This is a genomic window from Brevundimonas sp. (genome assembly GCF_036963785.1).
In the GTDB taxonomy this organism is placed as follows: domain Bacteria; phylum Pseudomonadota; class Alphaproteobacteria; order Caulobacterales; family Caulobacteraceae; genus Brevundimonas.
The window spans coordinates 21248-45398 of the sequence record NZ_JBALUS010000005.1; the positions used below are offsets into that span (position 1 = coordinate 21248).

The 24151-nt window shown below is 68.1% G+C and carries 23 protein-coding genes, 1 tRNA gene and 1 riboswitch; of the genes, 12 read left to right on the forward strand and 12 right to left on the reverse strand.

The features are described 5' to 3' along the window. Nucleotides 1–56: 56 nt before the first annotated feature. The gene (locus V7672_RS12055) at nucleotides 57–701 is read right to left on the reverse strand and encodes an HAD hydrolase-like protein (protein WP_335624847.1); all 645 of its coding nucleotides are present in this window, start codon (nucleotides 699–701) and stop codon (nucleotides 57–59) included. 108 nt (nucleotides 702–809) lie between these two features. After that, nucleotides 810–886: transfer RNA gene (locus tag V7672_RS12060), tRNA-Arg, on the reverse strand. Nucleotides 887–1066: 180 nt separating this feature from the next. Here V7672_RS12060 and V7672_RS12065 point away from each other — a divergent pair. Then, nucleotides 1067–2821, forward strand: coding sequence for a gamma-glutamyltransferase family protein (locus tag V7672_RS12065; RefSeq protein WP_335624848.1), 1755 nt, complete (start codon nucleotides 1067–1069; stop codon nucleotides 2819–2821). A 4-nt stretch (nucleotides 2822–2825) separates the two neighbouring features. Here V7672_RS12065 and V7672_RS12070 read toward each other — a convergent pair whose 3' ends face one another. Together V7672_RS12070 and V7672_RS12075 are read right to left on the reverse strand one after the other, a co-directional pair. After that, entirely contained in the window at nucleotides 2826–3734 is a 909-nt protein-coding gene (locus tag V7672_RS12070; protein WP_335624849.1) for a lipid A-modifier LpxR family protein, read from the reverse strand. Nucleotides 3735–3879: 145 nt separating this feature from the next. Next, entirely contained in the window at nucleotides 3880–5832 is a 1953-nt protein-coding gene (locus V7672_RS12075) for a ribonucleoside-diphosphate reductase subunit alpha (protein WP_442889381.1), read from the reverse strand. 222 nt (nucleotides 5833–6054) lie between these two features. Between V7672_RS12075 and V7672_RS12080 the strand changes: the two genes are divergently transcribed. Beyond that, nucleotides 6055–6825, forward strand: coding sequence for a phosphatase PAP2 family protein (locus V7672_RS12080; RefSeq protein WP_335624851.1), 771 nt, complete (start codon nucleotides 6055–6057; stop codon nucleotides 6823–6825). 6 nt (nucleotides 6826–6831) lie between these two features. Further along, a riboswitch (yybP-ykoY riboswitch) is annotated at nucleotides 6832–6949 on the forward strand. Between the two features lie 95 nt (nucleotides 6950–7044). After that, nucleotides 7045–7635 (forward strand): TMEM165/GDT1 family protein, encoded by a 591-nt coding sequence (locus tag V7672_RS12085; RefSeq protein WP_335624852.1) that lies wholly within the window; start codon nucleotides 7045–7047, stop codon nucleotides 7633–7635. A 58-nt stretch (nucleotides 7636–7693) separates the two neighbouring features. On the opposite strand, the gene V7672_RS12090 is transcribed toward V7672_RS12085, so the two are convergent. Next, the gene (locus V7672_RS12090; protein ID WP_335624853.1) at nucleotides 7694–8278 is read right to left on the reverse strand and encodes a phage tail protein; all 585 of its coding nucleotides are present in this window, start codon (nucleotides 8276–8278) and stop codon (nucleotides 7694–7696) included. Between the two features lie 13 nt (nucleotides 8279–8291). Beyond that, entirely contained in the window at nucleotides 8292–8888 is a 597-nt protein-coding gene (locus V7672_RS12095; RefSeq protein ID WP_335624854.1) for a phage tail protein, read from the reverse strand. A gap of 329 nt (nucleotides 8889–9217) precedes the next feature. Here V7672_RS12095 and V7672_RS12100 point away from each other — a divergent pair, with 329 nt between their 5' ends. Beyond that, nucleotides 9218–10279 carry a ribonucleotide-diphosphate reductase subunit beta gene (locus V7672_RS12100; protein WP_335624855.1) on the forward strand — a complete coding sequence of 354 codons (1062 nt, stop codon included), beginning with the start codon at nucleotides 9218–9220 and terminating at the stop codon, nucleotides 10277–10279. A gap of 123 nt (nucleotides 10280–10402) precedes the next feature. Here V7672_RS12100 and V7672_RS12105 read toward each other — a convergent pair whose 3' ends face one another. The 4 genes from V7672_RS12105 to V7672_RS12120 form a co-directional block, all read right to left on the reverse strand. Further along, on the reverse strand, nucleotides 10403–11167 hold the full coding sequence (locus V7672_RS12105) for a hypothetical protein (protein WP_335624856.1): 765 nt from the start codon (nucleotides 11165–11167) through the stop codon (nucleotides 10403–10405). Nucleotides 11168–11251: 84 nt separating this feature from the next. Then, entirely contained in the window at nucleotides 11252–12415 is a 1164-nt protein-coding gene (locus tag V7672_RS12110; RefSeq protein WP_335624857.1) for a serine hydrolase domain-containing protein, read from the reverse strand. Nucleotide 12416: 1 nt separating this feature from the next. After that, nucleotides 12417–13178: a molybdopterin-dependent oxidoreductase gene (locus V7672_RS12115; RefSeq protein WP_335624858.1), complete on the reverse strand. Its 762-nt coding sequence runs from the start codon at nucleotides 13176–13178 to the stop codon at nucleotides 12417–12419. Next, nucleotides 13159–13914, reverse strand: coding sequence for a cytochrome b/b6 domain-containing protein (locus V7672_RS12120; protein ID WP_335624859.1), 756 nt, complete (start codon nucleotides 13912–13914; stop codon nucleotides 13159–13161). The genes V7672_RS12115 and V7672_RS12120 overlap by 20 nt, the downstream gene beginning before the upstream one ends. 97 nt (nucleotides 13915–14011) lie before the next feature. On the opposite strand from V7672_RS12120, the gene V7672_RS12125 reads away from it, so the two are divergent. The 8 genes from V7672_RS12125 to V7672_RS12160 all read left to right on the forward strand — a co-directional run bounded on the left by V7672_RS12125 (nucleotide 14012) and on the right by V7672_RS12160 (nucleotide 22369). After that, nucleotides 14012–14638, forward strand: coding sequence for a glutathione S-transferase family protein (locus V7672_RS12125; RefSeq protein ID WP_335624860.1), 627 nt, complete (start codon nucleotides 14012–14014; stop codon nucleotides 14636–14638). A 244-nt stretch (nucleotides 14639–14882) separates the two neighbouring features. Beyond that, nucleotides 14883–17771 (forward strand): ATP-dependent DNA helicase, encoded by a 2889-nt coding sequence (locus V7672_RS12130; RefSeq protein WP_335624861.1) that lies wholly within the window; start codon nucleotides 14883–14885, stop codon nucleotides 17769–17771. Then, the gene (locus V7672_RS12135; RefSeq protein ID WP_335624862.1) at nucleotides 17768–18832 is read left to right on the forward strand and encodes a DUF2125 domain-containing protein; all 1065 of its coding nucleotides are present in this window, start codon (nucleotides 17768–17770) and stop codon (nucleotides 18830–18832) included. The genes V7672_RS12130 and V7672_RS12135 overlap by 4 nt, the downstream gene beginning before the upstream one ends. After that, on the forward strand, nucleotides 18832–19479 hold the full coding sequence (locus tag V7672_RS12140; protein ID WP_335624863.1) for a hypothetical protein: 648 nt from the start codon (nucleotides 18832–18834) through the stop codon (nucleotides 19477–19479). Before V7672_RS12135 ends, V7672_RS12140 begins: the two co-directional genes overlap by 1 nt. 23 nt (nucleotides 19480–19502) lie before the next feature. Then, the gene (gene hisC, locus V7672_RS12145; RefSeq protein ID WP_335624864.1) at nucleotides 19503–20597 is read left to right on the forward strand and encodes a histidinol-phosphate transaminase; all 1095 of its coding nucleotides are present in this window, start codon (nucleotides 19503–19505) and stop codon (nucleotides 20595–20597) included. A gap of 5 nt (nucleotides 20598–20602) precedes the next feature. After that, entirely contained in the window at nucleotides 20603–21253 is a 651-nt protein-coding gene (locus tag V7672_RS12150) for a TrmH family RNA methyltransferase (RefSeq protein ID WP_335624865.1), read from the forward strand. 133 nt (nucleotides 21254–21386) lie between these two features. After that, entirely contained in the window at nucleotides 21387–21719 is a 333-nt protein-coding gene (locus V7672_RS12155) for a hypothetical protein (protein WP_335624866.1), read from the forward strand. A 263-nt stretch (nucleotides 21720–21982) separates the two neighbouring features. Next, nucleotides 21983–22369: a hypothetical protein gene (locus V7672_RS12160; RefSeq protein WP_335624867.1), complete on the forward strand. Its 387-nt coding sequence runs from the start codon at nucleotides 21983–21985 to the stop codon at nucleotides 22367–22369. Between the two features lie 3 nt (nucleotides 22370–22372). Here the strand turns inward: V7672_RS12160 and V7672_RS12165 are convergent, their stop codons facing one another. Together V7672_RS12165 and V7672_RS12170 are read right to left on the reverse strand one after the other, a co-directional pair. Further along, a complete protein-coding gene (locus V7672_RS12165; protein WP_335624868.1) occupies nucleotides 22373–23203 on the reverse strand; it encodes a TIGR02186 family protein in 831 nt (276 codons plus the stop codon). After that, on the reverse strand, nucleotides 23200–24123 hold the full coding sequence (locus tag V7672_RS12170; RefSeq protein WP_286692886.1) for a sulfite exporter TauE/SafE family protein: 924 nt from the start codon (nucleotides 24121–24123) through the stop codon (nucleotides 23200–23202). Before V7672_RS12170 ends, V7672_RS12165 begins: the two co-directional genes overlap by 4 nt. Nucleotides 24124–24151: the final 28 nt, after the last annotated feature.

Here is a 24151-nt window from a genome sequence, read left to right on the forward strand (position 1 = left end):
CAAATCCGCGGACGGGCGCGCCGGACCGTCCGGTCACAGGTGGGCGCCAATGTCCGCTAGTGGCGCGGAGCCGCCTCGCCGACAATGAAATCAGCGACGTCAGCAGGCGTTCGGGCGACGAAATCCGGGCCGGCGCCGGAGAGGGCTTCGGTGGCGCCATAGCCCCACGAAACCGCCACCGCAGCGATCCCCGCCTTGCGTGCCGCTTCGACGTCCCGGACCTCATCCCCAATGGCGCAGGCCTGTGCCGGCTCAAGTTTCAGCGCCTTCAGCAGTGAAACGAAGCGCTGGCTCTTGCCGAACAGCGACGAACCGCAGCTGAAGGACGAAACAATCGACGCATGGGGTCCCAGGACCGCACGAACGTTTGACTCGCTGTTCGAACTGACGACGGCGATGCGAGTGCCGTGGTCATGCAGTCGCCGCAGCATCGCGGGCACGCCGTCAAACAGCTGAATCTGCCCTGCGTCCGACGCCATGCGTTTTCGCAGGTCCGTCGCGATCCCGGGCAACCGGAGCGGTGAAACACCCAGCGCCTTCACGACCTCGCGGGTCGGGAGCCGCCGAAGCCGCGCGATCTCGGCGGCGTCCGGCGCCAGGAATTTATGTCGCCGGGCAAGGTCGGGAAGCTGATCGATGAACCACGCTGCGCTGTCAGCGAGAACCCCGTCGAAATCGAAAAGTGCGAGTCGGTAGGCCATTCGCTTCAGTCGCCGGCGCTCAACCGTCAGACCCGCTGGCCACCACGACGGCCGTCAGGTCCGGTGTTCCCTGTCGGGGTCCAACTTGTTGGGACATCAGACAAAAAATGGCGCACCCGGAGCGATTCGAACGCCCGACCCCCAGATTCGTAGTCTGGTGCTCTATCCAGCTGAGCTACGGGTGCGGATCTGACCCTTGCGGGACAGGGGCGGTTCTCTAGCCGCTGGATTTCGCGGGCGCAAGGCCTGCGGGCACCGGAAGGGGCGAGAAATTGTCGGGCGGGCACGTCATCGTCGAACGGCGGGCCAAAATGGGCTAGGCCGGATCAAACTCCCCGAGACGTCGCGACGGACCTGCCCTTCCCATGCCTGTGTCGAACCTCCTGCGCTTCCTGCCTGCCGGCGCCCTGACCGGACTGATGTTGGTCAGTGCCGCCTGTGCGATGCAGCCGGAGGCCCGGCCGGTCGACGCGGCGGCGCCGGTCGCAGCCGAGGTCCCTCGGGCGGTCGGTCCCTTTGTCTCGGCCGCCAATCCCCATGCGGTTGCGGCGGGCATGGCGGTGCTCGAGCGGGGCGGCACGGCCGCCGATGCGGCGGTGGCGGTGCAGGCGGTCCTGGGCCTGGTCGAGCCCCAGTCGTCGGGGCTCGGCGGCGGCGCCTTCATGATGTGGTTCGATGCCGAAAGCGGCGAGGTCACCGTTTATGACGGGCGCGAGACGGCGCCGGCCGCCGCCACGCCCGAACTGTTCTGGCAGGACGGCAAGCCACTGGGCTTTGCCGATGCCGTGATGTCGGGGCGCTCGACCGGCGTGCCGGGGGCGGTGGCCATGCTGGGTCTGGCGCAGGCGCGGCACGGTCGGCTGGCCTGGTCAGAGCTTTTCAACGACGCCGAGCGGCTGGCCGAGGACGGGTTCGAGATCAGCCCCCGGCTGGGCGGTTTCATCGCCTCGACCCGCGGACAGGCCCGCAGCGACTGGGCCAATACCTATTTCACCGGGGCCGACGGGGAGCGTCTCGAGACCGGCGATGTGCTGACCAATCCGGCCTATGCCGAGACGGTGCGGAGACTGGTCGCCGGCGGGGCGCGGGCCCTGTATGAAGGCCCGATCGCCGAAGGGATTGTCGAAACGGTCGGCGCCGCGCCGCGCCCGGGCGCGCTGACGCTGGAGGACATGGCCGGCTATCAGCCGAAGGTGCGCGAGGCCCTGTGCCGCCCCTACCGGATCTATGTGGTCTGTGTGCCGCCGCCGCCCTCCAGCGGCGTGTCCTTGTTGCAGCTGCTGGCCATGGCCGAGCATGTGCCGGCGGTCTCGGCCGGACCGGATGACGCGGGGGCCTGGGTCGCCTTCGCCCGTCTGCAGCGGCTGATGTATGCCGACCGCGATCGCTATGTGGCGGATGCGGACTTTGTCTCTGTCCCGGTCGCGGGCCTGCTGGACCCGGCCTATGTGGCCGAACGCGCCGCCCTGGTGCCCGGCCTGACCGGGGCCGCAGAGGCCGGGAGCCCCCCCGGGATCGTCGCTGTCGGCACCGATGCCACGACCGAGCCCGCCGGCACCTCGCATTTCTTCATCGTCGACCCGTGGGGCAATGCCGTCAGCATGACCACCACGGTCGAGAGCGTGTTCGGCTCGGGCCGGATGAGCGGCGGCTTCTTCCTGAACAACCAGCTGACCGATTTCTCGTTCGAGCCGGTCGATGATCTGGGACGGCCGGTGGCCAATGCGGTGGCGGGCGGCAAGCGGCCCCGGTCCTCGATGTCGCCGGTGCTGATCTTCGACCGCGAGGGTCGGCTGGTCGGCGGGCTGGGCTCACCGGGCGGATCGTCGATCCTGGCCTATAACGCCAAGGCGCTGATCGGCACGCTCGACTGGGGGCTGGGCGTGCAGGACGCCTTTGACCTGCCCAATCTGGTGGCGCGCGGGTCGGGATTGGGGGCGGACACCGAACGGTTCTCGCCGGAGCTCCAGGCGGCCCTGGCGGAGCGGGGTCTGCGGCTGCGGCCGAACGCCAGCGAGAACTCGGGCCTGCACGGCGGCCTGTGGCGGCTGGGGCCGGACGGCTGGGCCTGGGACGGCGGGGCTGACGATCGGCGCGAGGGCGTGGTCGCAACCCGCTAGGGACTTACCAGTCGGGCTTGATCGAGAACTGGAAGGCCACCATGCCTTCGGTCACATCGGCCTCGATGCCGTCGCTCATGTCGCGCATGCCGCCGGGCTCGATCTCGCGATAGACCAGGCCGACCGAGCTGTGGACGTCGCCGCGGCGGTAGGCGACACCGATCGAGGCATCGCCGAGAAAGGCCCCGGAATCGTGGCTATAGCCCGAGCGGGCGTAGTTGCCGTCGCGGGTGCGGGCGAAATTATAGCCCACCGCGCGGCCGGATCCTGCGGCAAACAGATACCAGCGCGCCCGGTCGCCAAAGACCTCCTGGCCCTCGGGCACCATGCGGTCGACGTCCGAGCCGATCGACAGGGTCGCCCCGGCCTCGGCCACAGGGCCCAGCGGGGTCAGGCCGACACCGGCGTGGGGCGTCAGGGTCACTTCGAGGCCCGAAGCCGTATAACCGAGCGTGGAGGGCCACCCCCGGCGATAGCTGAGGCCATAGCGCTGGTCCTCGACCGCCACGGCGTCACCGGCACCCGGCGGCAGGGGGCCGCCGTCGGCCCGGCGCAGGGTTCCGACGCTGTCGACCCTCAGGCTTTCGGTATAGGCATCCGTCTCGCGCCAGACCTCGCGGCTGGTCGCCACCCAGGGTGAGCCCCGCTCAACCTCGGCGGGGCGGACCTCGACAGTCCGGCTGTCCGGCACATAGGCCGGACCGGCCACGGTCTGGACCCGGGCGGTATAGGTGGTGTCGGCATTCAGGCGGGTGGTGATTTCGCGGTCGCGCCGCTGGGCTTCCCAGCTGTCTTCCCACGGGTCGGCAGAGTTGAGCGACGCCGTCGTCGACGGGCCCGCCTGTGCAAAGGCAGCTCCCCCGAAACCGGTGGCCAGGACACACCCGACCAGTATGGACGTCGATCGCTTCACAGGCCCCTCACCGTGCCCTTACGCAGCGTTATGCGCTTGAGCATGCTACATTCGCCCGCGTCCGACAAATGACTTTTCGGCGACGCGGCTCTGTCCTCCTAACGGACAGACAGTGTCCCGCGTTCCCTCTCGCCGGGGCCCTGCCCTACTGGCAGGCCAGACACTCGTCGTAGTCGGTGCGCGCCACCGAGAACAGATCAGGCTGGTTGGGATCGATTTCCGCCTCGGCCTTGTCCTCGGAACCGGCGAACGATGCGCGCTGCACCGACTTGGACCGCAGGTAATACAGTGACTTCAGGCCCCGCTCCCACGCCGACCAGTGCAGCATGTGCAGGTCCCATTTCTCGACATCGCCGGGAATGAACAGATTGACCGACTGGGCCTGGCAGATCTCGGGGGTGCGGTCGGCGGCCAGCTCGACCACCCAGCGCTGGTCCAGTTCAAAGGCGGTCTTGAAGATGGCCTTCTCGTCCTCGGTCAGCTCGTCCAGATGCTGGACCGAGCCTTCGTTCTCGAGGATCGAGTTCCAGATGGCGTCGGTGTTCAGACCCTTTCCGTCCAGGATTTGCTCCAGGTAGGGGTTCTTGACCGCGAACGAGCCCGACAGGGTCTTGTGCGTATAGATGTTGGCCGGGATCGGCTCGATGCCTGCCGAGGTGCCGCCACAGATGATCGAGATCGAGGCGGTCGGGGCGATGGCCAGCTTGTGGCTGAAGCGCTCCATGATGCCGCGCTCCTCGGCGTCGGGGCAGGCGCCCTTTTCCTCGGCCAGCAGGCGGCTGGCCTTGTCGGCCTCGCGGCGCAGGTGCTTGAACAGCCGCATGTTCCACGACTTGGCCATGGCCGATTCAAAGGCCACGCCCTGGGCCTGCAGGAAGGAGTGGAAGCCCATCAGGCCCAGACCCACCGACCGCTCGCGCTTGGCCGAATAGACGGCGGCCGACATTTCCGGCGGCGCGCGGCGGATGAAGTCTTCCAGCACATTGTCGAGGAAGCGCATGACGTCCTCGATGAAGCGCGGCTCGTCCTTCCACTCGAGGAAGGTCTCGGCATTGACCGACGACAGGCAGCAGACCGCCGTCCGGTCGACGCCCAGATGGTCGCGGCCGGTGTGCAGCATGATTTCCGAGCACAGGTTCGACTGTTTGACCGACAGGCCCAGCTCGCGCTGGTGACGCGGCATCTGGCGGTTCACCGTGTCCGAGAAGATGAGATAGGGCTCACCGGTCTGCAGGCGGATCTCGAGGATCTTCTGCCACAGGCCGCGGGCGTCGACGGTCTTCATGACCGCCTGATCCTTGGGCGACAGCAGGTCGAAGGTCTTGCCGTCGCGGACCGCCTCCATGAAGGCGTCGGTGATGTTGATGCCGTGGTGCAGGTTCAGGGACTTGCGGTTGAAGTCGCCCGACGGTTTGCGAATCTCGAGGAACTCCTCGATCTCGGGGTGGTGCACGTCCAGATAGACGGCGGCCGAGCCCCGGCGCAGCGAGCCCTGCGAGATCGCCAGCGTCAGACTGTCCATCACGCGGATGAAGGGGATGATGCCCGAGGTCTGGCCCGCGCCCTTGACCTTTTCGCCGATGGAGCGGACGCCGCCCCAGTAGGTGCCGATGCCGCCGCCGTTCGAGGCCAGGGCGACGTTCTCGTTCCAGACCGACTGGATGCCGTCCAGGCTGTCGCCGACCGCGTTCAGGAAGCAGGAAATCGGCAGGCCGCGATTGGCGCCGCCGTTCGACAGCACCGGCGTCGCCGGCATGAACCACAGCTGGCTCATATAGTCATAGATGCGCTGGGCATGTTCGGCGTCGTCGGCGAAGGCATTGGCGACCCGCGCGAACATGTCCTGATAGCTTTCGCCCGCCAGCAGATAGCGGTCTTCCAGCGTCTTCTTGCCGAATTCGGTCAGCAGCGCGTCCCGCGAGCGATCCAGAATGATGGAGGGCACCACCTTCAGATGCGGTCGTTCAGCGGTCGCGCCCACAGACGTCCCGGACGTCTCAGCCGTCTTCATTTCCGCCGCTTTCATTGCTTCCACGCCAGCCATAATGCTCGATAATCCCCGAATGCCAATGCAACAGCGCCTCCTGCACGACCACATGATCTAGTGGCCGAAGCAGGTCCCGACGCCACATATGGGGCACAGATACCTAACGACCCGTCAACGGGGCTGGCGATCACATTCTTCACAAAGCCGGGGGCAAGCCGGTCCAGACTGTGGAAAGGCCCGTGACAGCGGGATGACACCAGGGGTCCGATCACGGAAACGTGATCGCCCGGCCGGCCCGTCGGAACGCCGTCCAACCTTGGCCGTTTCGGGGCGATGACCTTCGCCGGGCTCCGCCATCGACTGACCGAATTCCTGCCCCCTCTGGCGGTGCGCACACTCAGGCTGGCGCGGACCGAGGCGGCGGCGCTCGGGGCCTTTCTGGTGATGGCCATGAGCGGGCTTCTGTTCCTCGATCTGGCCGAGGAGATGGCCGAACAGGGCGACCGGGGCCTGGACTATCAGGTGCTGGAGGCGCTGCGCGTGCCGGGCGACGTCGGCAACCCGATCGGCCCCTGGTGGGTCGAGGAGGCCGCCGCCGACCTGACCTCGCTCGGCGGCATATCGGTCCTGTCGCTGTTCACCCTGCTGGCCGTTACCCATCTGCTGCTGCAGCGCCACCGGGGGGCCGCCCTGCGGCTGGTTCTGGGCCTGATCGGCGCCGTCGGCCTCAGCGAAGGCCTGAAGTCCGTCTTCGAGCGCGAGCGGCCACCCGTCGCCTATCAGGCGGTCGAGACCCTGAATGCCAGCTTTCCCTCGGGCCACGCCTTGCTGGCCACGGTCTTCTACCTGAGCCTGGGGACGCTGGTGGCGCAGGGGCTGACGCGGCGACGGGAAAAGATCTGGGTGCTGGGGGCCGCCGTGCTGCTGGCCCTGACCGTCGGCCTGACCCGGGTCTATCTGGGCGCGCACTGGCTGTCGGACGTTCTGGCCGGCTGGTGCGTGGGGGCGGCGTGGGCCATGAGCCTGTGGCTGGCCGCCTGGGCGCTGGAACGATACGGGCGGCACCGCGAGGCCCGGCTTGCGCGACAGGCCCCTCCGGCGTAAAGCGACCCCCTCGTCATCGGGGAGTAGTCGCCCACGCAAAAGTGGGGCGCGCGTCAACACACTTTCCCTCGCCCGGAGGGAATGGCGCGTGCGGGGCTCCGGCAGACCTCAGGGTCGCGGAGCTGTTTGACAAGACCGCTGGCATCGCGGGGCGCATCCATGCGGGGGCGTTCGCGATGACCGTCGGTTCGCCCGTCGCCCCCGCCCGAGTGACCTGTTGTGATTCCTTTTGCGGACGGCCCCTTCTGGGAGGCCCTGGCTGTATCGACCGGGCTGGTGGCCCTGGCCGAGATCGGCGACAAGACCATGCTGCTGGCCGTTCTGCTGGCGGCGGCCTGGCGGCGGCCCGTGCCCATCCTGGCCGGCATACTGGTGGCGACGATCGCCAATCATGCGGTGGCGGCGATCGCCGGCTCCGTCCTCGCCAGCTTTGCCGAAGGGCCCTGGGTCAAATGGGTCATCGGCCTGACCTTTCTGGCCTTTGGCGCCTGGACCCTGATTCCCGACCGTCTGGAGGAGCGCCCCGCCCCGAAGGAGACCACCTGGCGCGGCATCTTCCTGACGACCACGGCGGCCTTCTTCATTCTCGAAATGGGCGACAAGACCCAGATCGCGACGGCCGCCCTGGCCGTTCGGTTCGAAGCCCTGATCCCGGTCGTGATCGGCTCGACGTTGGGCATGATGCTGGCCAATACGCCGGCCGTCTTCCTCGGCGAGAAGGCGGCTACCCGCCTGCCCATGACCTGGATCCGCATCGCGGCCGCGCTGGGCTTTGCCCTGACGGGGCTGGCCGTCATCCTGTTCGACTGAGTCGAAAAAAGCCCCGCCGGACGCTGTCCGGCGGGGCGAAGGTCTCGCTGACGGAATCCTAGTCGGGGCGCGAGGGGTAGATCCCGTACAGGGCGATGCACCAGTTGGTCGCCAGGATCGGGCTCTGGATCTGAACCGGCTGATTGCCGCCCGCAAGCTCCACCACGCGTATGTTCAGGGGAAATGCGCCCGCACCACTGCTGTAGATGGGTGACGACGCCGGGAAGGTGCCGAGCATGGCTCCCGCGGGGCTGTTGCTCACCGGACCGGTCTCATCGCCCTGCAGATTGTGGCTGTGGCTCGGCAGGTTGAACTGCAGCAGGGTGGTCGAGGAGGTGCCGGTCATGGCCCCGATCGGCAACTGATTGTCGTAGCCGACCGGCATCCGGGTACGCAGGTCCGGCAGGCCAAAGGTCTGGATGCCATTGCCGCCATAGGTCGTGCCGATCAGGCTGAAGAGCACCTCGTACTGGGCAATGGCCATCAGGCTGCCATCCGCCCGATGCCATCCGTCCGGACACCAGTTGGTGGCAAACTGCTGGAGTTCACCCACGAAGTTGTCCTGTGCCGTCGCAGACGAGGCAAAGCTGCCCGCCAGCGCGACACCGGCGACCAGGGCCGCCAGTTTTCCTGTCTTGGTCATGCGCTTCATCCCTTTATGACCGCGACGGGTAGATGCCCTGCAGGGACACACACCAGTTCATGGCCAGGATCGGGCTCTGGGTCGAGAAGGGCTGATTATTGCCGGTCGGCGTCACGACATTCGGGTGCATCGCCACCGAGGGAACCTCGGCGGATGACGCATAGATGGGCGAGCCGTCCGGGAAGGTCGCCAGGCTTCCGCCCGCGGGATTGTTGCTGGTCGGCCCGGTGGATGCGGCCAGGATCATGTGGTTGTGCGCCGGCATCTGGTTGACCGTCAGCGTCGCCGTCGAGCTTCCCGTCATCATTCCGAGAGGCATGTTGCTGGAATAGCTGACGGGGGCCCGGCCCTCCAGGTTGGGCAGGCCGAAGGTCTGCCGGCCGTCGCCCCCATAGGTCGTGCCGTACAGCGAGTAGAGGGCCTGATACTGGGCGATCGGCAGTATGGCCCCGTTGGCCTTGGCCCAGTTACGCGGACACCAGTTCATCGGAAACAGCACCAGTTGCCCCACGAAGGGTTCGGCAGCCTGGGCCAGCACCGGCGCACTGACGGCCGCATTGAGGCCGAGGGCCGCTGTGGCCCCGAGGGCCAGGAGTTTCAGTCGCTTCATATCGTTAGCCTCCCTGTTCGGACGATGCGTCCATAACGCGGGGAGACCTCGGCCAAGCGTGCCGGGACGTTTTCCCCCCACACGCGAACTATAACGTCGGTTCTCGAAAATTCTAGCGAAGATAGTGGACTTCGGACATTCTCTCCCGAAAGGAGAAGCACCCGCCCCCTCATTCGTCCCCAGCCCTGCGGCGATTAACCACAAGATTTGGGGGCAGAGACGATCACAATCACAATATCCAGCGCCGCACCCCCTTGGCAGGGGGCTGATGTCCGCGCATTGTGAGGGCTCGCCCTTCAGCGATGACCCCTCCAGTTCACGAGACGCGCATGAACGCCCACAGCCCGATCACGCCCGCCAAGTCTGCCGGCAGCCTGCCCGGCCTGCTGACGCCCTCGGCCGCCTACAAGCCGTTCCGCTATCCGTGGGCCTTCGACATGTGGAAGAAGCAGCAGCAGGTCCACTGGATGCCCGAGGAGGTGCCGCTGGGCGAGGACTGCAAGGATTGGGCGGCCAATCTGACCAGCGCCGAGCGCAATCTGCTGACCCAGATCTTCCGCTTCTTCACCCAGGCGGACATCGAGGTGCAGGACAATTACATGGAGAAATACGGTCGGGTGTTCAAACCGACCGAGGTCAAGATGATGCTGGCGTCCTTCGCCAACATGGAGACCATCCATATCGCGGCCTATGCCCTGCTGCTCGAGACCATCGGCATGCCCGAGAGCGAGTTCGGCGCCTTCATGGAATATGAGGCCATGCGGGACAAGCACGACTATATGGGCCAGTTCGGGGTCGAGACCGACGCCGACGTCGCCCGGACGCTGGCCATGTTCGGCGGCTTCTCCGAGGGGCTTCAGCTGTTCGCCAGCTTCGCCATGCTGATGAACTTCCCCCGCCAGAACAAGATGAAGGGCATGGGCCAGATCGTCAGCTGGTCGGTGCGCGACGAGAGCCTGCACTGCGAAGGCATCATCAAGCTGTACCACGCCTTCAACAAGGAGACCGGCGCGGTCACCAAGGCCGTGGCTGACGATATCGTCGAATGCTGCCGCACCGTGGTGCAGATGGAGGACAAGTTCATCGACCTGGCCTTCGAGATGGGTCCGGTACACGGCATGACGCCCGATGACATCAAGGCCTACATCCGCTTCATTGCCGACTGGCGCCTACGCCAGCTGCAGCTGCCCGAGCTGTTCGGCGGCCAGCGCGAAAACCCCCTGCCGTGGCTGCAGTCCCTGCTGTCGGGCGTCGAGCACGCCAACTTCTTCGAGGCCCGCGCCACGGAATACTCCAAGGCCGCGACCAAGGGCGCCTGGCACGGCGCCGACGGCGTCTGGGACAGCTTCGACCTGATGGTCAAACGCCGCAAGGAAACGGTCGAGGACTAGACTGAAGTCGGTTCAGTCGGACGCATGTCCGACCGGGCTCGGATTTCGGTCCAGTATTATGCGGGAGCCTGATTCACGGCATCGGCGGAATCGCGAGGCGATTCCACCTCAACCGATCAGGCTCTAGGTCCCCGGCCGGGTCGCCGCGCAAGGGTAGGCCGCGCAGTATTCGTCGCGAATCCGCTTGGCGATACGGGCGTTGACGGCGAACAGCTCGGGGCTGACGGCCTCCATCTCATAGGTCGAGGCGCCCCCGAATCCACCCCGCCGGAAAGCGCGGCGTTCCTCGGGAGTCATGGCCTGGATGAGCGCGTACGCCATGGCTTCGTTGCGGGCGTCGCCCTCCGCCGCGAAGGCCTGGTCCAGCATGTCCGCCACCGCCTGATAGCGATCAATGGCCACCGTCCGGTGGGCATTGCCGCGGTCGCCATAGCGGTCGACCAATCCCAGCTGCGCCGTCACCAGGCGACGGGCCGCCCGCCTCTCATCATCGGTGACCGGTTCACCCTCCCAGGTCGGCGGGGCGGAGGGTGGCGCGAAGTGGATGAGGAAGTCGATCTCCCCGGGCGCCCGCCGGCCGTTAATCGTCTGCGGTTCGACGATATAGTCGGCCAGCAGGCCGGGAATCCCCTTGTCGAAGTTCAGGCCTTCCGGCGCGACGCCCCGCTTGCGACAGCGCTCCACCAGGCCATCCAGCGTATAGGCACAGCGCATCCAGACCTTGCCCTCGATCTGCGCGATCCGGGCAAAGGTGGGATAGGCCGCGCGGATCCGCTCCGCATCGGGCGTCTGGACCATCTTGGCCGGCGTGATCTCCGGCCCCATCTCGCAGGCCGCCAGGGCGAGCAGCCCCGCGAGTACCAGCAACCGCGTTCCGATCCTGCGCATGTTCCGATCCCCCTCGCGATCCCCCGATCGCCTGACGCATCTAGAGGGGAATTCCGGTTGCCTTGCAACGGCCCGGAGGCGGCGTCAGCGGCGTCCCCGCGCGCGCAGCAGGGCATTGGCCGCGGCCTCGGCCGACCCCGGTCCCGTCAGCACCACCGCCACATAGGCCCGATCCACCGGCGACCAGACCAGGGCCGCCTTGACCCCGCTGGCGCCGCCCGAATGGCCGATCCAGGTCAGCGGTCGGCCCGGCTCCGGCACCTCGTAGAGCATCAGGCCGCGCCCATAGGCCATCGGCTGGTCGAACATGGGCCAGGGCTGGTCGAGCATGCTCCGCACCCGCTCCGACGGTAGCAGACGTCCGGTCAGGACCGCCTGCAGCAGGCCCACGGCCCCCTCGGGCGTCGCCAGCATCGGCCCGGCGGCCCCCACCCAGGCCGGGTGGACCTCCACCTCGCCCCGGGCCTCGTCCGGCGGCGGCAGGGGCTGCATCTCCGAAAGGGCATCGTCCGGTGTCACGAACCGCACGCCGGACAGGCCGGCCCGGTCGACGATCCGCCGGGTCAGGATCTGGTCCAGCGGCTGCCCCTCGACCGCCTCCAGTACCGCGCCCAGCAGCCAGTAGTTGGTGTTGGAATAGCGCCAGCCCTGCCCGGGACAGAACAGGCTGCCCTCGTCGCGCGCGACGGCGACCAGTTCGTCGAGCGTGCGGAAGCGGGGATCGGCCCGGACCGACGCCGCCTCATTGGAACTGTAGAGGCCCGAGGTGTGGTCCAGCAGCATGCCAAGGGTAATGCGCTCACCCAGCGGCACGTCCTCGACCCAGCGCGAGACCGGGTCGTCGAGCGCCACCGCCCCTTCCTCGACCAGTTGCAGCACGGCGACGGCGACCGCCAGCTTGCCCGCGCTGGCCCACCAGAACAGGGGGGCGTCCTCCGCCCCGGTCCGGCCGGACCACAGGCCGTCGGCGTCCAGCACGGCGGCCCCCACCGAGTCTGCCCCCATGGCGCCCGATGCCCGCATCAGCACATCATCGAGGGCTTCATCTTCCCGCCCGGTCGCCTCGAAGGTCGAGGCCGGCCACAGCTCCGGCGCGGGCGCGGGGCGAGCAGCGGGGCCGAGGCGGCTTGCGGTACCCTCGCACAGCGGCGGTTGTGGCGGCGCTCCGGCGGGCGTCTGGGCCCACAGCGCGGTCGGCCCGAGGGCAATCACGGCGGCGATCCCCGCGGCGATCCCCGCACCCTGCATCCTAGATCCCCGCATACCATTCATAGCCGCGGTCTTCCCAATAGCCGCCCTTGCCCCGGCCGATGTGGGCGAAGCTCTCGACGGCCTCGATCCGCTTGATGTACTTCGCCATCTTGTAGCCCAGCTGGCGCTCCAGCCTGAGGCGGATCGGCGCGCCGTGCTTGATGGGCAGGGTCTCGTCGTTCATCTCGTACGCAAGAATGGTCTGCTCATGGTACGCCTCGCGGATGTCGACCGAGGTGTAATAGCGCTCGCCGTTCTCGGTCTGATCCAGGGCGTCGAAACAGTGGAAGACCACGAACTTCGCCTCGGGCTTCAGACGCGCGCGGTCCAGCACGGCCGACAGGCGCGCCCCCTTCCACTTGCCGATCGAGGTCCAGCCCTCGACGCAGTCGTGCTTGGTGATCTGGGTGCGCGAGGGCAGGCGCTTGAGCTCGGCCAGCGACAGGGCCAGCGGGGTCTCGACCAGGCCGTCGACGATCAGCTGATAGTCGCGGAAATTATTGGCCTTGAGCGCCCGGTATTCGGCGGCGGACGGATCGACCGAGCCATTGGCCCGAAAGTCCTTTGAGATGTCCTTTTCCTCGTATTCGGGGGCCAGGGCATCGCGGGCCAGGGCGCGCTGGGTGCGCTTTGACACCTGCTCGGCCTTCTTCACCGTGCACTGGGCCTGGGCATTGCGGACCAGACTGTCACAGCCCGACAGGGCCAGCGCCCCGCCGGCCAGCAGCAGGTGACGGCGATCAGGACGGATCACGGTCATCGGGCGTCTCCTTCGGCGGTTCGGGCTCGGTGCGGATCACATACCAGCCGGTGATCATGGCCCTGAGATTGTTCACCGGCCCGCTGAGGAACACCAGCAGCACATGGACGACGGCAAAGGCGGTGATGCCCATGGCGGCGATGAAATGCAGGGTCCGGGCCGACTGGCGCCCGCCCAGGACCGGCAGCAGTTCGGGGATGGCGGCATTCATCATCGGCGACATGCCCAGCCCCGTGACCAGCATCATCGGCAGCAGCACCAGCAGCACGACCAGATAGGTCAGCTTCTGGATGACATTGTAGGTGCGGGCCGCCTCGCCCTCCGGAAACTTCAGCCGGGCATGCTCGATCACACTGTCGGGGAGGTGGGCCAGCTCCTCGCGGCTGGGCTCTATCATCCGGGCCAGCCGCCCCGAGAACAGGATGTACAGCAGATAGATCATGCCGTTGGCGACGAAGATCCAGGCAAAGAAGAAATGCCAGTTCCGGCCCGCCGCCAGATCGCGATAGCCGGGCAGGGTCATCCAGCCGGGGATGGTGCCGAAGCTGAGCCAGGCGTCATCGAAGGTCGAGTCCAGCCCCCAGTACAGATGCGGGTGCGCCTTCAGGATCTGCAGGCCGGTCATCAGCAGGAAGACCAGACAGACCACGTTCACCCAATGGGTCAGCCGCACCGGCCAGGGGTGACGCCAGATTTCGAGGCGACCGAGCGCCAGTGGCCTGTCGGGACGAGTCATCCGCCGACTATCCCCGACTTTGCCGTATCGCGAAACCACAGTTGCGTGACGCGCGTCACGATCCCGCATTAGTCTGCGGAAAACCCGGGAGGACACCATGGCCGACGACATCACCTTCTACACCAACCCCATGTCGCGCGGGCGCATCGTGCGCTGGATGCTGGAAGAGGTGGGTCGCCCCTACCGCACCGAGTTGCTGGACTATGGCACCACCATGAAGGGCGCCGACTATCTGGCCATCAACCCGATGGGCAAGGTGCCGGCCATCGTCTGTGACGGCGAGGTGGTCACCGAATGCGCCGCCATCTGCACCTTCCTCGCCGACCGCTTTCCCGAGGCCGGACTGGCCCCCGGCCCGCAGGAGGCCGGGCGCGGCACATTCCTGCGCTGGATGTTCTTTGCCGCCGGCCCGCTGGAGGCCGCGGTCACCGCCAAATCGATGAACCTGCTGGCCCCCGCCGACAAGGCCGGGACGCTGGGCTATGGCACCTTCGAGGCCGCCATCGACGCCCTGGAGGGCGCGGTTTCCGGCGACGGACCGAGGATCCTTGGCGACCGGTTCAGCGCCGCGGACGTCTATGTCGGCTCGCAGATCAACTGGGGCCTGATGTTCAAGAGCATCCCCGACCGCCCGGCCTTCGTCGCCTATGCCGACCGCCTGCGCGCCCGCCCGGCCTATCTGCGCGCCAGCGAAATCGACGACGCCCTGATGCCGAAGGGGTGAGGTTGTCGGTCCAGGGTTCATCACAGAGAACACAGCGAAGAAAAGCCACAAAGGACACAGCGAGGGCGTGCGGTTCACCCCCTCTCCCTCGTCACCCTCGGACTTGATCCGAGGGTCGGTGTCACCCTCTGCATGTTCCGACCGAAACGGCCTGCCCCGACCGATCCTCTGGTCAAGCCAGAGGATGACGAGAACTGTGCCCTGTTCCCGTTCCGTTTCGACGCGCGCGCGGGTATGAGAGGGGGTGTCCCTCGTTGCTGCTCCTCCTTCGTCGCTGATCCTCGACCTGCCGCCTGCACTGGCCACGCCACCGGGCGCGGGGGCGGTGGCGGATGCCGAGGGCGCACGGGCCATCGGGCGGGGGGCGGCCGAGGGGCTGTTCTGTGGCCCCGCGCCGGTGCTGGTCGCCCATGCCGGGTTGACGGCGCGGCGGCTGGGGCTGGAGGCACCGGCGCGGGCACCGCACCTGCTGGATGTGCTGGAGCTGTTCGTCTTTGTGCGGCCCGCGCGCTTCTGTGCGCCGACGCCCACGGGGCTGGCCATTGCGCTGGGGCTGGACGAGCCGGTCGGCGCGGTGGCCCAGGCCGAGGCCCTGCGCGCGGTCGCCGGGCGGTTGCTGGCCGAGCTCTCGGCGGCAGACTATCCCGACCTTGAAGCGGCGCTGACGCTGAACGGGACGCTGGCCCGCGCGGGCTGGAGCTGGGGCGAGCGGGTTGATCAGGCCCTGCGGGCCGGGCTTCTGGCAGCGGGGCGCAATCCCCGCGACCGGCGCGAACCGGGCACCGGGCTGGATGTCTGGAACCGACTGTCCGAGTGGGAAGAGGTCGCGCCGCGCGGCGAGGCGGGCTCGCACCCGGTCGACAGCGAGAGCGCGCGCATCCGGCTGGACCATATGCTGAAAGGGCTGGGGCTGGACGAGGCGCGCCCCACCCAGTCCGATTACGCCGCCGAGGCCGCCTTTGCCTTTTCCCCGCGCGATCACAAGGACCAGCCGCGCGCCCTGCTGGCCGAGGCGGGCACCGGCACGGGCAAGACGCTGGGCTATCTGGCGCCCGCCGGCCTGTGGGCCGAGCGCAACCACGGCACCGTCTGGGTCTCGACCTATACCCGCGCCCTGCAGCGCCAGATCGCGCGCGAGGGTCTGGCCCTGCCCGACCATGAGGGGCAGACGCGGCGGCGGGTGGTGGTCAGGAAGGGGCGCGAAAACTACCTCTGCCTGCTGAACCTGCAGGAGATGGTGCAGCAGGCCCAGCTGGGCGCGGGCGATGTCGTGGGGCTTGGCCTGACGGCGCGCTGGGCCGGGGCCTGTGCCGATGGCGACATGACGGGCGGCGACTTTCCGGCCTGGCTGCCGGGGCTCTATGCTGCGCCGGCCGCGCACCAGCCGACGCCCGCCAATCTGGTCGACCGGCGCGGCGAATGTATCCATGCCGCCTGTCCCCACTATCGCCGCTGTTTCGTGGAAAAGACGGTGCGGGCTGCGCGCCACGCCGATGTGGTGATCGCCAACCACGCCCTGGTCATGGTGCAGGCCGCCTTTGACGGGGCGCGCGCCGCCCGCCAGCCCGCCGGCGACAGCGAGACCGCCGCCCTGAAGCGCATCGTCTTTGACGAGGGCCATCATCTGTTCGAAGCCGCCGACAGCGCCTTTTCCTCCAGCCTGTCCGGTCAGGAGGCCGCCGAGCTGCGCCGCTGGATCCGGGGGCCGGAGACGCGGGCGCGACGCGGGCGCGGGCTGGAGCAGCGGCTGGGCGATCTGATCGGCGACGACAGCCCGGCGCGCAAGGCGATGGGCGATGTGCTGGCGGCGGCCACCCGCCTGCCGGGCGAGGGGGCTCAAGGCCGCATCCTGCGGGGCTCGGAGTCGGGGGCGCCGACCGGGCCGGTCGAGGTGTTTCTGGCGGCGGCCCTGGACCAGCTGCGCGCGCGGGCCGACCCGCGCGGGGGCTCGGAAGATCAGGGCATGGAGTGCGCCGCCCGCCCCGCCATCCCCGACCTGATCACCGCCGCCGCAAAGGCCGCCGAGGCCCTGGCCGCGGTCGAGGCGCCGCTGCTCGCCCTGTCGCGGCATCTCGAGGATGTGCTGACCGAAGAGGCCGAGACGCTGGACGGCGGGGCCCGGGCGCGGATCGAGGGGGCGCTGCGCGGGCTGGACCGGCGGGCGCGCATGACCCTGCCGTCGTGGCGGGCCATGCTGAATGATCTGGCGTCGGGTGATGCGGCCGGCGATCCCGAATTTGTCGACTGGCTGTCGGCCGAGAGCGCCTTTGGCCGGCTGTCCGATGTGTCGTTGCGCCGCCATTGGGTCGATCCGACCCAGCCGCTGGAAGCGACCGTGATCCGCCCCTCGCACGGGGTGCTGGTCACCTCGGCCACCCTGACCGATCCGGATTTCGGCGCCGACCCCTTCCATCTGGCGCGGCTGCGCTCGGCCACCGGGCGGCTGGAGACCCCGGTCCGCACCCTGAAGGTCGAAAGCCCGTTCGACTATGCCAGCCAGTCGAAGGTGATCGTGGTCACCGACGTGCCGCGCGACGATCCGCGCCGCACGGCGGCGGCCATGCGGGCGCTCTTCCTGGCCTCGGGCGGCGGGGCGCTCGGCCTGTTCACCGCCATCCGCCGGCTGAAGGCGGTCTATGGCCTACTGGGGCCCGAGCTGGGCCGCGCCGGCCTGCCGCTCTATGCCCAGCATATCGACCCGCTGGATGTGGGGGCACTGGTCGATGTGTTCCGCACCGAGCGCGACAGCTGTCTGCTGGGCACCGACGCCATCCGCGACGGCGTCGATGTGCCCGGCCGGTCGCTGCGGCTGCTGGTGTTTGACCGCGTGCCCTGGCCCCGGCCGGACCTGCTGCACCGGGCGCGGCGGGAACGGTTCGCCAGCCTCGACGGTTCAGGCGGGGGCCGGACCTATGACGATGCGCTGGCGCGCGGGCGCATGGCCCAGGCCTTTGGCCGGTTGATCCGGCGCGCCGACGACAAGGGGGTGTTCGTCATGCTGGATGCGGCCTGTCCCACGCGGCTTTTCGGCGGCCTGCCCCCCGGTGTAGAGGTCGAGCGTATGGAGCTGGCCGAAGCGGTCGCCACCCTTTCCCGGTTCCTCGGCCCCGAAGATCACAGGACGTCTGTATGACCGCTGACACGCCCGCCCGTCGCCACAGCCGCCGGGGCCTGTTCCTTCCGCTGATCGTGGTGCTGGCCCTGCTGGTCGCCTGGACCGGCTGGTGGTTCGTGCTGACCCAGAGGATCGAGCAGGAGGTTCTGGCCCGCGCCGAAGGCCTGCGCGAGTCCGGGTGGACCATCCAGCATGGCCGGATCGAGATCGACGGCTGGCCCTTCCGTGCCCGGCTGGCCCTGCGCGATGTCGAGGTGGTGGCCCCGTCGGGTCACGGGGCCCGCGCGCCGGAACTGGTGGCCGAGGCCAATGCCTATGCCCCGCTGCACTGGGTGGTCATCGCCCCCGACGGCCTGACGATGCTGCGCGGCGACAAGGGCCGGGTGTTCGTGCGCGCCGAGGCCATCCGCATGAGCGTGCGCGACGTCTCCGAGGCCTGGCCGCAGATGGCACTCGAGCTGATCGAACCCACCTTCCGCGCCGAGCGGGACGCCGAGGCCTTCCCGATTTCCGCCGCCGAACGCCTGACGCTGGAGGCGCGCCCGGCAACGGCCCGGCCCCGGGACGCCGGGGCGCCGGCCCCTGCCGCCGATGACCTGGACGTGCTGTTCCAGATGGTCGAGGGCCGTGGCCGCACCGATGGCCCCGTCGACCGGTTGACCGGCGAGGGCCGGCTGAGCGTACGCACCGAGGTCACCCTGGAACGCGCCAGCGCCCTGACCGGCATGGACAGCGCCGGGGTCTTCGACACCTGGACGCAGGCCGGGGGGCGCTTTGCCAATGTGCGGGTCGAGCTGCAGTCCGGCGACAGCCGCGCCCTGCTGACCGGCGGGCCGCTGGTCGCCGATGAGGGCGGCCGGCTGAACGGCAGTCTGAGCGTGCGGGCCGAACGCGCCGCGCCGGCGCTGGCCGGTCTGGCGACCACCGAGGACAGTATGGTCGACCGGGCCCAGGCCACCGCCGCTGCGGGGGCCGCCGCCGTGGCCGAACGCGCGCCGGTCTCGCTGACGCTGGAGTTCCGCGAGGGGCGCACCTGGCTGGGGCCCTTCACCCTGGCGCCCGCGCCCCGGCTGTTCTGATGGACGGGAACGACCTCACGCGACTGGTGCAGGCCCTCTCGGACCTGACGCCCCCGTCCGCCGACGGCGAGGCCATTGCGGACCTGCGCCGCGCCCTGACTGCCCTGCCCGCCGATCAGAAGACCACGGTTCGCGCCGTGCTGGGGCGTCTGGATCGTGCGGCGTCCGGCCCCCTTCATGTGCACGGCGGGCTGTCGGCCCTGCTGGCCGCCGACCGGTTCGGCCTGGGCTTCGAGCGCGTGGCGAAGGCCGAGGATGGATTGAAGCAGGCCGCCGCCGGTGCCCGGGTGCTGATGGATCTGGCCGGGGTCACGGCCTGGTGGGGCCGGCTGCTGGCCACACCCGACGCTCGCGTGATCGGCGCCCTGCCCGACACGGCCGCCCGCCTGCCCCAGGCCCTGATGATCGGGCGTGGCACCCCCGAGCCGACCGGCGACGACCGCACCTTCTGGGTCACGGACTCGCCCCTGCCCGAGACCCGCCTGGTCGAGGTTCTGGGCCTGAACGGCCTCGCCGCCGCGCCGCTGATCGCAACCGGCGGCTTGAAGCTGATGATGATCGCAGGCTATGTGCAGGCCGACGACGGGCGGCTGGACGGCCTGCCCGGCACCCTGACCGGCGTCATCGGCGCTGCTCCCCTCTTCTGAAATTCTGACCCCGCGAGGACCCCATGACCGACTCCAAGGCCCCCGCCCCCAAGCCCGGCATTCTCGACATCGCCCCCTATGTCGGCGGCAAGTCCAACATCGACGGCGTGGCCCAGCCGATGAAGCTGTCCTCGAACGAGAACATGCTGGGCGCCGGTGAAAAGGCGCGCGAGGCCTATGCCAATGCGGTCAGCGGCATCCACATCTATCCCGATGGCCGGGCGGCCAGGCTGCGCTCGGCGGTGGCCGACAAGATGGGCCTCGAGCCCGAGCGGCTGATCTTCGGCAACGGTTCGGACGAGGTGTTTGCGCTTCTGAACCAGACCTATCTGACGCCCGGCGACAATATCGTCTCGGGCCAGTACGGCTTCCTCGCCTATCGCATCTCGGCCAGGGCCAACCAGGCCGAGGTCAAGCTGGCGGCTGAGCCTGACTACAAGCTCACGCCCGAGGCCATCCTCGCCCAGGTCGATGACCGCACCCGCATCGTCTATGTCTCCAGCCCGTCCAACCCGACCGGCAGCTACAATACCGCCGAGGAAATCCGCCAGTTGCACGCCGCCCTGTCGCCCGACATCATTCTGGTGATCGACGAGGCCTATGCCGAATATGTCACCGAGCCGGACTGGCAGAGCAGTTTCGACCTGGCCCGCGACAGCGGCAACATCGTCGTCACCCGCACCTTCTCCAAGATCCACGGCCTCGGCGGCCTGCGCATCGGCTACGGTTATGCCCCGCTGAAGGTGGCCGATGCGGTCGACCGCATCCGCCTGCCGTTCAATGTCTCGGTCGCCGGGATCGAGGCGGCGGTCGCGGCCCTGGGCGATGAAGCGCACCAGCAGGCTTCGCGCGAGCTGATCCAGACCTGGCGTCCCCGCCTGACCCAGGCCATCCGCGGCTTCGGCTTTCAGGTCCTGCCCAGCGCCGGCAATTTCGTGCTGGTCCGCTTCAAGGACGTCGACCAGTGCCAGGCCGCAAACGCCTATCTGAACACCAAGGGGATCATCGTCCGCCCGGTCGGCGGCTATGGCCTGCCCGAGGCCCTCCGCATCACCATCGGCACCGACGACCAGAACCGCGCCGTCATGGACGCCCTGAGCGAGTTCGCGGCGAGCTGATAGCCATGGAAGACGAACCGAAATCTAAGCGGTCTGTCCGTCAGCGCGCGGATGAGATCAAGCCGTTCCGCTGCAAGAACCTGATCGCAGTGATCGAGGACCCGACCGACATTGCCAACATCGGCACGATCATCCGGAATGTGAACGCGCTGGGCGTCGAGAAGGTCTATGTCGTGGACCCCCGTCGTTCGCTGCCGGACGATTGGCAGGACTTGCGGGAACGCCGGTCAATCTCGAAAACGTCCGTCTCGGCGGTCAAATGGACCTTCGTGAAACGCTTCGACAGCACGGAAGCGTGTTTCGACTACCTCGAGGCAAAGAATTTCAGGTCGATTGTCACGTCGCCACACGTGAAGGGCAAGGCCAGCATCTTTCTCAACGAGGGCGATTACACCGCCTATCCGAAGCTAGCCGTATGGTTTGGGCGTGAAAATACCGGGATCAGCGACCTGGCGGTCGAGCGCTCAGAGATGTGCGTCTCGATTCCCATGTTCGGTATGATCGAAAGCCTGAATCTCGGGACCAGCTCAGGCATCGTCCTCTACGAAATCGCCAAACAGCGGCGCGAGTATCAGAGCAAATACCGCATGAGGAACAAGCGCGGCGAGCGCGATGAGCCCCTGCCGACCACCTTGCCCCCGCGCGACGCAAGATAGGTCAGCGACCGCGCCGTCATCGACGCCCTCAGCGAGTTCGCGGCGAGCCAGGGTTTGGGCCCCGGCACCGACGCCAGAGACTTGCCCCCCCCGATGTCCCGGCTAATCTGGGACCCGAAGGAGGAGAGGTTCCATGTACAAGCGCGTGTTTCTGGCTGCCGCCCTGGCGACGGCGACCCTGATGTCCGGCTGCGAAGCCACCATGATGTCCCAGCGCCTCGACTATCACGAGATGCAGGGCGTCGCCTTCATGACGGATCGCGAGGAGGATGCCATTCTGGGCAATCCCCAGATCGTGCACCGGGCCTATAACCCCCACAGCCAGTCCATCTGCGCCCGTGTCGCGGGACACCCGTGGGTGATCGTGCCGTCGGGCCAGACGAGCGTGATTGCCTATCAGTCCGCCTATGCCACCAGCGCCCGCCACGAAGTCGGCCCGGTCAACAGCCGCGGCGGCTGCGGGTAGAGACCATGGCCCGTTGGCGCATCGTCCGGTTCGGCTGCACCGAAGGCGATGACGCATGCGTCGGTAGACTATCCAAATATTCACCTCGGACCCCTACGGAGGCCATCATGCGTCGAGCCGCCTGCGCCCTATTGGTTGCCCTGGCTATGTCCTCCTTCGGCGCTGATCTCGCCTCAGCGCAAGAAGCTCGGTCTTCTGAGCTGCCAGTTTACCCTCCCCCGCCCGTTCCCGTTACGTCTGACCCCAGCAGGAGAGCGCCACCGATGAGTGGCCCCTACACCCTGCTGCACGAGGACGAAGCCATGGTTATGTACCTCGCCAATGGCGCATTCCGTCCACACAGGGATAATGACGACATCGTTTGGGTAACGGCCTTCTGGTCTTACAAGGATGTGGAGGACGGCCTCTCGCATATGGCTGTGCGATCTCAGATCAACTGCGCCGACGGCACGACGCTAACAACGACCATGGTCGGGTTCGGGCCCGATGGCTCGTTCCTGGGCAGGTATGAGCCGGGCGATGAATGGCGAACGATTTACCCGGACTCTCCCAGTGCCGAGGCTCAAGCCATAGGCTGTGACGGGGCCTCCCCTCGCGGCCGCGCCTTGCCGGGCACGCCTGTCGATATCGCCAACTCGTTCCGGCGCTAGGCCCTAGTTGCGTCGGAACACCCGGCTGGCGCCCCAGCCGGTGAAGGCGGCGAGGATCACGCACAGGATGCCGTAGGTCCACGGCCGGCCGTGGGCGAACTCATAGATGCCGCGCTCGATGCCGACCTTTTCGACGGTCAGTTCCAGCTCGGCGCTGGAGACCGGCTCGCCGTCCTGAAACAGCCAGACCTCGGCGTGATAGGTGCCGGTCGGCGCGCTGGTCGGCAGCACCACCTCGGCCCGGAACAGGCCGTCGTCGACGAAGCGCACGCCCTGCGGATCGGCGGCATAGAGGCCCTCGTCCTCGCGCAGGCGGATGACGGCCCGGCGCCAGTCCAGATAGTCCTCGCCCAACCGGCTGACCACGACGTCGCGCACGCCATAGCGGGTGACGGTGCGGCGCTCTTCCGGGGCGGCGATGCGCAGATGGTCCAGCCCCACCCCCAGCCGCCGCAGCTGGCCGAAATTGGCGATGTCGCTGAGCGGGCGTGTGGACGACGTCATGTAGAAGCCGGGGGCGCCCTCGAACAGCACGGGCCGGCTGTTCAGCCAGACGCCCGCCGTCTGCGACTTGCGCACCAGGCGCACGGGCGCATCCGGGCCGCGCACCACGACGACCACATCGGCGGGCGTGTCGGTCGGATTGAACACGGCCCCGTACAGGACGATCGACGCCCCGGTGAAGCGCGAGTCGACCTGGACCTCGGTGTCGGTCAGGGCGGCCGAGATACGCAGGATGCGGCCGGTCGCGACCGAGGGGTCACGCGCCTGCACCGGGGCAGGCGCCTCGGCGACCACGGCGGGGGGCGGAGGGGGCAGGTCCTGCATCATCATTCCGGGACCCCCGGCGCGATGGCGAACATGTCGCTGGGCCGGACGAACAGTTCCAGCCCCATATAGATGCCGACGCCCAGCACGATCAGCCCCAGCATGGCGCGCAGCTCCTCACCCCGGAAGCGGCCCGACAGACGCGCCCCGTACTGGGCTCCGATGACCCCGCCGAACAGCAGCAGGGACGACAGGACGATGTCGACCGTCTGGTTGCGGCCGGCCTGCAGCACCGTGGTCATGGCCGTGGTGATGATGATCTGGAACAGGCTGGTGCCGACGACCACCGAGGCCTTCATCCGCAGGACGTAGAGCATGACGGGCAGCAGGATGAAGCCACCGCCCACGCCCATGATGGCCGACAGGATGCCGACCCCGCCGCCCAGGGCGATCGGCGGAATGGCCGAAATATAGAGGCCGGACTTGGGGAATTTCATCCGCCACGGCAGGCCGTAAAGCCACATCGGGCGGCGGCGCTGTTTGCGGGGTGCCGGCTGACCCCGCCTGCGCCGCAGGATCTGCTCCAGACTTTCCTTCAGCATCAGGGTGCCGATAACGCCGAGGAAGAGCAGATAGGCCAGGGCCACCACCAGATCGGCCTGACCCATCAGGCGCAGCCAGCGGAACATTTCGACGCCGACGAAGGCGCCCAGGATACCGCCCCCGGCCATGATTCCGCCCATGCGGAAGTCGACCGCCCCGCGCGAGGAATAGCTGATCACGCCCGAGGTCGAGGAAGCGACGACGTGGCTGGCCTGGCTGGCCACCGCCACGGTCGGGGGGATGCCGAGGAACACCAGGATCGGCGCCATCAGGAATCCGCCGCCGATGCCGAACAGGCCCGAGACAAAGCCGACCACCCCTCCCAGAAGAACCAGGACAGGCCAGTTCACCGAAACCTCGGCGATCGGCAGATAGATATCCAAAGGGCGACCTTCGGCTGGAACAGGACCC

Bases quoted from the DNA above. Each gene is read 5' to 3' on its own strand.
- V7672_RS12055 (WP_335624847.1), bottom strand. From the start codon at position 701: ATGGCCTACCGACTCGCACTTTTCGATTTCGACGGGGTTCTCGCTGAC.
- V7672_RS12065 (WP_335624848.1), top strand. From the start codon at position 1,067: ATGCCTGTGTCGAACCTCCTGCGCTTCCTGCCTGCCGGCGCCCTGACC.
- V7672_RS12075 (WP_442889381.1), bottom strand. From the start codon at position 5,832: ATGTGGTCGTGCAGGAGGCGCTGTTGCATTGGCATTCGGGGATTATCG.
- V7672_RS12080 (WP_335624851.1), top strand. From the start codon at position 6,055: ATGACCTTCGCCGGGCTCCGCCATCGACTGACCGAATTCCTGCCCCCT.
- V7672_RS12090 (WP_335624853.1), bottom strand. From the start codon at position 8,278: ATGACCAAGACAGGAAAACTGGCGGCCCTGGTCGCCGGTGTCGCGCTG.
- V7672_RS12095 (WP_335624854.1), bottom strand. From the start codon at position 8,888: ATGAAGCGACTGAAACTCCTGGCCCTCGGGGCCACAGCGGCCCTCGGC.
- V7672_RS12100 (WP_335624855.1), top strand. From the start codon at position 9,218: ATGAACGCCCACAGCCCGATCACGCCCGCCAAGTCTGCCGGCAGCCTG.
- V7672_RS12105 (WP_335624856.1), bottom strand. From the start codon at position 11,167: ATGCGCAGGATCGGAACGCGGTTGCTGGTACTCGCGGGGCTGCTCGCC.
- V7672_RS12110 (WP_335624857.1), bottom strand. From the start codon at position 12,415: ATGCAGGGTGCGGGGATCGCCGCGGGGATCGCCGCCGTGATTGCCCTC.
- V7672_RS12115 (WP_335624858.1), bottom strand. From the start codon at position 13,178: ATGACCGTGATCCGTCCTGATCGCCGTCACCTGCTGCTGGCCGGCGGG.
- V7672_RS12120 (WP_335624859.1), bottom strand. From the start codon at position 13,914: ATGACTCGTCCCGACAGGCCACTGGCGCTCGGTCGCCTCGAAATCTGG.
- V7672_RS12125 (WP_335624860.1), top strand. From the start codon at position 14,012: ATGGCCGACGACATCACCTTCTACACCAACCCCATGTCGCGCGGGCGC.
- V7672_RS12135 (WP_335624862.1), top strand. From the start codon at position 17,768: ATGACCGCTGACACGCCCGCCCGTCGCCACAGCCGCCGGGGCCTGTTC.
- V7672_RS12140 (WP_335624863.1), top strand. From the start codon at position 18,832: ATGGACGGGAACGACCTCACGCGACTGGTGCAGGCCCTCTCGGACCTG.
- hisC (WP_335624864.1), top strand. From the start codon at position 19,503: ATGACCGACTCCAAGGCCCCCGCCCCCAAGCCCGGCATTCTCGACATC.
- V7672_RS12150 (WP_335624865.1), top strand. From the start codon at position 20,603: ATGGAAGACGAACCGAAATCTAAGCGGTCTGTCCGTCAGCGCGCGGAT.
- V7672_RS12155 (WP_335624866.1), top strand. From the start codon at position 21,387: ATGTACAAGCGCGTGTTTCTGGCTGCCGCCCTGGCGACGGCGACCCTG.
- V7672_RS12160 (WP_335624867.1), top strand. From the start codon at position 21,983: ATGAGTGGCCCCTACACCCTGCTGCACGAGGACGAAGCCATGGTTATG.
- V7672_RS12165 (WP_335624868.1), bottom strand. From the start codon at position 23,203: ATGATGATGCAGGACCTGCCCCCTCCGCCCCCCGCCGTGGTCGCCGAG.